A 6,752-nucleotide genomic window follows, 5' to 3' on the forward strand; every position below is an offset into this window, starting at 1 on the left:
CTTTGAGAGAAAGTTGTGAATACATACAAGGCAATATTTCAGGTGCATACGGGTTTGACTATTAAAAATCGAGACATCTATCCGCCTTCAGCGGTTCCGCGGAGTGAATCTCACGGAGTGGATAACGAAACCCACGTTACCCACACCGATCGATTCACTCGGCGGCGATGTGAACAACCTATACTCCAACAGTCATCATATTATCTTTTATAGTGAAAATTTCGTTTGACTATTAAGGTCTTAAACCACTACGCTTTATGGCTTCTGATTAGGAAATGGCATAGGTTTGCCCTATATGTGACCACAAAACATAATTGCTTTGAGATCACACATAGAACAAACCATATACTCCATTACGCCCCGTAGGATCGTCATGAGGTTTCCGTATCCATGCCCGGTCGCAGCTCTTACACTGCCAATATCTTGAACCCATCAGACCTCCCCAATGGTTGCGTCTCCGCTTGATACTGTGCCGCTCCTTCCTCTCGGAATTAGCAAGGTCGTCCTCTCCTGACCGTACACCGTCACCGTTAGTCACACTCGGGCGCGGGCATGGAAGCGCCTTGTTATGAGTGTACGTTAGGATTGTATTGTTTGCGGCGGTCCCCAACTTGACCCTGAGCGGTTTAACGTGTTCTCGCTGCTCTCCACGTTGGCGCGTTTGCTAGCTTTATATACTAAAAATGACAAAGCTTAAGCAAGCCCACGACATCCTACTTTTAAAAAAAAGGAGCCGGAGCAACACCATATATTTGATTAGATATGTAAACGGTCTAGCCGTAGACAACGAAAACGAAAGACAGCCCCCGATCTCCGCAAACTGGAGAATCAGGGGCTGTCTCGTCCGATTATATTAAGCATTTCATTATACCTTGATAAAACTACTATCGAGAGGTTATAATGGGGCTAGATAAGCTCATTGTGAGTGCGTGCCTGTTTCACCGATTTCTAGATCGGATGTGACAGCTGAGGGATTGGTAGTCCCGAGCCGCCGAAACAATTGGGCTTTATTTTTTTGTCGTGGAAATTTTAGGTAAAGTAAATCTCTTACCGCTTATACTATCATACGATTTGATAGATTGAAAGATTTTGTTTCAATAAATCCAGTTCTGGCGCGGTTTAGCTCGGTATATCTGTAATAAAAATTCCAATATACTAGGAATTGATTACCTGTTTTTTGTCTTACAATTGTCTTACAGTTTGTCTTACAGGTTATAGATATATCTTTATCACAAAATTACTAGTTTTTTGAATATATTGCCTTGGTTACCTTGGTGAATAAAAAAAATCAGAAAAAGATTTGTATCATACGCTTGGAGTATAGTGATTCACGCTGTTCTAGCAATTATTTGTTTTTCTTTGTTAATGAAATCCATCCTTTAATTGGTATATTGCTTATAAGTGACGGCGAAGAAAATTAATAGTATTTCATAATATTTTTGATTATAGTTCCTGCAAAGAAGTATGACAAGCATCGATGTTAACCTTCATGCATAGCAAAATCCACCGGATGCATCCGGTGGATTTTTGAGGCCCCTCGAAGGAGTCTGTGATTGTTTTAGAGGTCATTTTTACTAGATTTTTATTTCACTTTAAAAAGGAATATTGGAGTTTCTTACAGCAACATCCCCTGTAAATCTTCTTCCATCAGATGTTGTTACAGTTATTGTATGATCACCAGCAGGAACACCTGCTGCATTCCATGTGTTACTTGAATTAGCAGCTAAAGTATAACTTTTATAATTCCCATGCTCTTCAATAGAAACCTTTACTGCTGTCGCTGTAGTGTTATTAACAGAAAATCTATAATAACTCCATCCTGCTGGTTGATTCCAAGTTCTTTCATATGTACCATTGCTCGCTGAAATTCCATTATCACTAATAACCAAATTGTTTAGTCTTACTTTAAATTCGTCAATATAGCTACCATTAGAAGTAATTGATTCACTAGAAACAGTAGTAGGAGTGGAATAATCGCTGGCAAAAACATTACTTGCACCTATACTTAATGCTGCTCCTAAAAGTAATACAGATAACGCCTTTTTATGTTTCATAAATTGTACCTCCTAGTTTTTTTTGTAAACTATCCCGGAAATAGCATTACATTACTATTATAATACATATAATTACAAAATAAAACATTTTTATAAGGATAAGGATTAATGATCAATAAAAATATTTTCGATAGCTAGACATGTTAATAATAGTTTTGTGAACATATCTGGCTTCCCGATCTCCAAATTCACTGTGACAGCCAATTAGCGTTCCGTGGAACAATGAGAAAAACCGTGTTTTGGCCAACAAGCCAAACATGGTTTTTCTTCGATTCACTTCACTTATCGGGGTCATCAAATTTTCTGCTCCTGAGGATAGTTGGTTAGAGGGCTTATACTTTGATGATCGTCAAGAGTCTTTAAGCGCTATTAGAGTCATCTCTGGTGACTGCATAGCCGCTGTCTTATTTGATTTTGGTTTCAAATCTTCGCCCGAAAACTAACTTGTTAGGTGAAGGCAGGATAAGGGACGGTGTATGTACATACACCGTCGTTGTCACATATACGCGGCAAAGCCGCGTAATAACTGGATTTCTAAAGTGTATAGATGTGAGTAAGTTATACCTCCTACTTTGTTGTCTGACGCATTTGGGGGTGTATGTTGGATCCATTTTAGCCTTCAAAGCATTTATATTACTGAGTTTTTGGCAGGAGTGAATACTTACTTTAGTATGAGACGGTGACTGAACCTTGGCTAGCGTTCTATATGTCTAAAACACATGAAAACGAGATACAATTGATATTATTTCTCTCTAAAATCACCGGAAAATCGTCATGAAGAAGTCGAGTGGGGCTTCAAGGAAGCGAACAGCTTTGATTTACCCAGCCCAGCGTACTTCTTGAATCTATATTTCCTCTAGTGCCAGGGCAGATCCACCAGCTCATGCAGGAGTAAGTATATACTCCTACTAAAAAATCAATAATATCAATGCTTTGAAGGCTAAAATGGATCCAACATACACCCCCAAATGTATCAGCCAACAAAATAGGTGTATACATGTACACCCATCTACACACCTCAAAAAACCAGTTATTACGCGGCTTTGCCGCGTATATGTGACAACGTAGGAGTATGAACATACACCGTCCCTTATCCTGCCTTCTCATTTCACTCGTCGTCTTCCGGTAATTCCTCCAGAAAAAGAAAGGTGGTAAAATTAAGAAATCATCTTGCAATCTACCTTAGGTTTTAATTTTTCACACATTAACGGGACTGGAAAGGAGAATTTTTCATGTCATTAAATATCGACTCAGCCGGTGAAGCAAACCGAAAGATGAATGAATTTGTGAATGCTTATACGCTTGAACATTTTGGAGAACATCCGGAGGATGAGGTACAAGCCCGTTCAGATGCATTGAATGCCTACTACGAATCGGAAGGTTACTCCTTTGGTCCTGACGAAGACTCCTTCATTCTTCCTAAGCTAACAGACGAAGAACAAGAGGCTGAATCCGCATATAGACGTTCCATAGGCTTATCAGAAATAGTTAACCCCTCTGAGGATGAAGGAAGATAGTATTTAATTTTATGAATTAATGACTCATTTAAGAAAATGCTTTGTCTATCGCTGCCGCCTTCTCGGCTTCGGACGGCTTAGAGTATCGCCGGGTCATATTAATATCCGCATGGCCAGCGAGATCCGCCACCGTGGATAAATCATTCCCATCCTTCACCAGCGAGCGCACAAACGTATGACGCAGTGCGTGCGGATGCGTGCCGTATTTCCCCAACAGGTGCTGCACAGCTCGAGCAGAGATTCGCTTCTTCTCATTACTCATGAACAAAGCTGGATCCTCGTCATTCCGGATTTCCATGTAATTTCCCACATGATACCGAACGTCCCCAGATAACGCGATCGATCGCTCCCTGCCGCCTTTACTCGTTCTTACCGTCAAGTGACCACTTCTCTCCTTGATCTGTATGTCTGAACGATCCAGAGCGCACAATTCCGATACACGAACCCCCGTATGTAAGAGAACATATACAATGGCCATATCCCGGATATTCCCTGCCTTCTCAATATCTCGGAACAGCCGCTTTCTATCCAGGTCCTCAAGCGACTTTGGAGCCGTCTCTGTCTTCTTTTGTGGTCGAGTACGTCTAATACGTTCCACAGCATCGAGACGCCCCACAAAACGTGCGTAGACGCTTAGACAGGCAAAGACCTTATCAACCGTTGCTGCACTCTTTCCATCGTTCTCAAGTGCATTTATGTAGGCCTGTACATCGCATCGCAGTAACTCCTGCAGCTCACCGTCGTTATGATCCAACCAATCCGCAAAAGTGTTCATGATCCGCTCATACGTCTTGACCGTATTGTCCGCCTTACCAGCCTGTTTCTGTTCTTCTATAAACCGTTCAACTTCCACGACACATTTATGCATAGTTAAACCTCCGGAATCTTGCACTTCTACGACAGATTATAGTTCTCATGTTGCGTGGAAGTTTACTTCTACGACACATTAGATTTACAGACCCCACCCACCGGGGAGCCACCCCCTTGCCCCCTACACTAAGCGCCAAGAGAATTTACATAATATTTTTTGAGATCCTAGGATCTCCTGGAGCTGTTGACGCTCGATCTGTTCGTACAACTCGCATATATTCATTTCATCCTCTAGCCTTAACAAAATAAAAATCCCGAACCTAAGTCCGAGACTTTTATCTATTAAAGTTTTACGAACGACAATGTTCTGAAACTAGCGATCCGCTACGGACATGAGCTGGAATCCAGCTACGACCACGGAAATGACCTCTTACCCAATGAGAACAACGATCGTGCTCAACTACATGGGTAGACTTTGGAAAAAAACAATAAGTCTGATTCATCCAAGTTTCCTCCTTCCACTCTGGCGAGCTAAAGGAGTCCAGCAAACAGTCACTTTACTATGTTTCCACCCAAATTAAGCTATATCCGAACAGTACACATTATGTAAGGAAAAACATTCATGTTGCAAAGTGTAGTGTTTATTTGATATCATTGTGCTCATAATCATTTTTGAATGTTATACATATTCAATATTCAGATCGGCAAATCAGAATATTGACGTAAGGTTAAAGTTGCCGTATCCTCTAACCTATATATGGATTTGTTACTAATCTAATAGTAACAGGTCTATTTTGCGTTGTCAACATTTTATCATACAAAAACTACAACATGTAGATCTTGACTTTTTTCAAAACACAACATATTGTGTTTTCCTTTGTTGATGTAGATCTTGAAATATGCCCTAACGCAACATATTGTGTTTACCTTTGTTAACCTTAGTAGAAAATACTATATATGGAAACCCCTATTTTATATTGAAATTCAGAATGTAAAGAATCTCTTAATTTTCACTTGATTTCCAAGACACTGATATCGATTTTATCTATTCTCTCGTCCATCCGGTTGGCCAGAAGATTCTCGCCGACATTTCTCAGCTCAGCGATCCGCTCACGATTCCGATCCGTCGTCCTATCATCAATACAATCGTCCTCAACTATTGCAGTAACTAGCTCTAATATGAGTTTCTTCCTTCTTCTTTTCAATCATGGCAGCATAATCATATAAGTTCATTTTCCGAATAACTTCCGCCATACGGATTTATTTTATTTGCCTGTTCCTTCGCTACCGCAGCTGCATTTCAACTATTCGGTGCAGATAGCACCAATATTTACATTGCCGCCCATTCTCATGCTGTAATTATCTCCTTCGCTTATCGTCTGAACCATCCGAATAATCCACGTGGCTGCTTGCCGTATGTCTCAATGCGAGTTAGGATCTCGCCCAGCTGTTCGGTCGTGTCCTGCTGACCTTTTCGTATCTCATTCTTGAGATTCTCATTAGTAGAAGCAGCCTGGTCTCGTGCATCGGTTAACTCCACCGTGAGACGTTCAATCTGTTCGCGGTCCAGAGCACGTTGCCTTTGATTCTCCACGCGCTCATGCTGCATAGCTTCTATGAGCGCATGATTGAAATCCTCCTGCCGCTCAAATCGTTCGATCATGGCAGAATGTAGGCTAGATAAGGCTTCTGGAGATACGTCACTCATTCGATCACTCGTAGCAATCACATCTATGATCGTAGGTGCATTAACCGCTGCAAGCTCGTTCTCTACCTGATCAGCGTTCATCCCTTGTGAATACGACTCACGGATCCGAACGAGATCAGCAAGTGATTTCTCCGCTATCAAATAGCTTTTGTGGTGCTTCCGTATATGCAAGTGGTGTCCATGCCGTTCTATGTATCTCCTAATCGTCGGCTGAGGGATTCCAAACCTCTCCGCCACCTCCGAAACTGTTAGCCATTTCTCATCGCTCACGGTCGATCACTCCCTCGTCAATCACACGCTCATACTATTTACATTCGCGATGAAACAAGGCTTATCCTTCCATCGCTCATGAGCGTACTCACAGATCATTTATGTACGCTCATGATTAAATTACCAGAATTGCGACCGACTCATAAATAAATAACCCTCCACATAGATTCTTTAGAAACGTGAAAGGTGGAATATATAATGGAACTGCTCCAAGATGATGCGCCCATTGATAATTTATTTGATGGCGACAAAACCAAGATTTTACTAATCTACGATAACGCGATATCCAAAAGATTAACAAAAAAAGATATTGGTGATCTTTTCCGGATAACTCAACAAAACTGTAGTTCGTTTACTTCGTTTCAAATCTCATTGATCCTAAGAGTCGCCGAA

7 protein-coding genes are annotated in these 6,752 nt (G+C 41.2%); 2 read left to right on the forward strand and 5 right to left on the reverse strand.

Going from position 1 to position 6,752, the window contains the following annotated elements; all coding sequences use genetic code 11:
- Positions 1–1,592: 1,592 nt before the first annotated feature.
- Positions 1,593–2,054, reverse strand: coding sequence for an Ig-like domain-containing protein (locus PBAT_RS20350; protein WP_068652364.1), 462 nt, complete (start codon positions 2,052–2,054; stop codon positions 1,593–1,595).
- Positions 2,055–3,286: 1,232 nt separating this feature from the next.
- On the opposite strand from PBAT_RS20350, the gene PBAT_RS20355 reads away from it, so the two are divergent.
- Complete coding sequence (locus tag PBAT_RS20355; protein ID WP_068652366.1) at positions 3,287–3,571, forward strand: hypothetical protein; 285 nt, start codon at positions 3,287–3,289, stop codon at positions 3,569–3,571.
- Between the two features lie 28 nt (positions 3,572–3,599).
- Here the strand turns inward: PBAT_RS20355 and PBAT_RS20360 are convergent, their stop codons facing one another.
- The 4 genes from PBAT_RS20360 to PBAT_RS20365 form a co-directional block, all read right to left on the reverse strand.
- Complete coding sequence (locus tag PBAT_RS20360; protein WP_068652369.1) at positions 3,600–4,439, reverse strand: tyrosine-type recombinase/integrase; 840 nt, start codon at positions 4,437–4,439, stop codon at positions 3,600–3,602.
- Positions 4,440–4,731: 292 nt separating this feature from the next.
- Positions 4,732–4,884, reverse strand: a complete 153-nt coding sequence (locus PBAT_RS25370) for a hypothetical protein (protein ID WP_157091335.1) — start codon at positions 4,882–4,884, stop codon at positions 4,732–4,734.
- A 507-nt stretch (positions 4,885–5,391) separates the two neighbouring features.
- On the reverse strand, positions 5,392–5,586 hold the full coding sequence (locus PBAT_RS25375) for a hypothetical protein (RefSeq protein ID WP_157091336.1): 195 nt from the start codon (positions 5,584–5,586) through the stop codon (positions 5,392–5,394).
- Between the two features lie 167 nt (positions 5,587–5,753).
- On the reverse strand, positions 5,754–6,359 hold the full coding sequence (locus PBAT_RS20365) for a helix-turn-helix domain-containing protein (RefSeq protein ID WP_068652371.1): 606 nt from the start codon (positions 6,357–6,359) through the stop codon (positions 5,754–5,756).
- Positions 6,360–6,557: 198 nt separating this feature from the next.
- On the opposite strand from PBAT_RS20365, the gene PBAT_RS25820 reads away from it, so the two are divergent.
- On the forward strand, positions 6,558–6,752 hold a 195-nt coding region (locus tag PBAT_RS25820), incomplete at its 3' end, for a hypothetical protein (protein ID WP_211267845.1).

It is taken from the genome of Paenibacillus antarcticus, assembly GCF_001637225.1.
Classification (GTDB): Bacteria; Bacillota; Bacilli; order Paenibacillales; family Paenibacillaceae; genus Paenibacillus_AQ; species Paenibacillus_AQ antarcticus.

Coding starts and splice junctions, on each gene's coding strand:
- PBAT_RS20355 (WP_068652366.1), top strand. CDS start 3,287: ATGTCATTAAATATCGACTCAGCCGGTGAAGCAAACCGAAAGATGAAT.
- PBAT_RS20360 (WP_068652369.1), bottom strand. CDS start 4,439: ATGCATAAATGTGTCGTGGAAGTTGAACGGTTTATAGAAGAACAGAAA.
- PBAT_RS20350 (WP_068652364.1), bottom strand. CDS start 2,054: ATGAAACATAAAAAGGCGTTATCTGTATTACTTTTAGGAGCAGCATTA.
- PBAT_RS25370 (WP_157091335.1), bottom strand. CDS start 4,884: ATGAATCAGACTTATTGTTTTTTTCCAAAGTCTACCCATGTAGTTGAG.